This window comes from Staphylococcus intermedius NCTC 11048 (genome assembly GCF_002902385.1).
Taxonomy (GTDB): domain Bacteria; phylum Bacillota; class Bacilli; order Staphylococcales; family Staphylococcaceae; genus Staphylococcus; species Staphylococcus intermedius.
This window is the reverse complement of the sequence record NZ_PPQH01000076.1, coordinates 1-235: the sequence shown is the minus strand read 5'-3', so window position 1 is coordinate 235 and position 235 is coordinate 1. Positions and strand designations below refer to the sequence as shown.

The window sequence follows — 235 nt, the reverse complement described above, 5'->3', positions numbered from 1 at the left end:
GCGTGAGATTATTGCTATCACGTTCCATGTTTATAGTCAGTACGAGAACGGGGCGGAAGCGCGTGAGTTGCTACGTTTTTTGGACATAGCAGTAAGGCAAAATATTTCATTTGACGATTACGACGTCGAGTGGATTAAGAAAGACAATTCACAAGTATTTACTGATATAGATCAGTTTACAAAACATGGTGTACTGAGAATGTTATATAAAGTACGCCATAAGACAAAAATGGAA

1 protein-coding gene is annotated in these 235 nt (G+C 37.9%); it reads left to right on the top strand.

The window, feature by feature from the left end:
- Positions 1–235, top strand: a 235-nt coding sequence (locus CD138_RS14545; RefSeq protein ID WP_219727726.1) for a gp17 family tail completion protein, incomplete at both ends; no start/stop codon positions are given.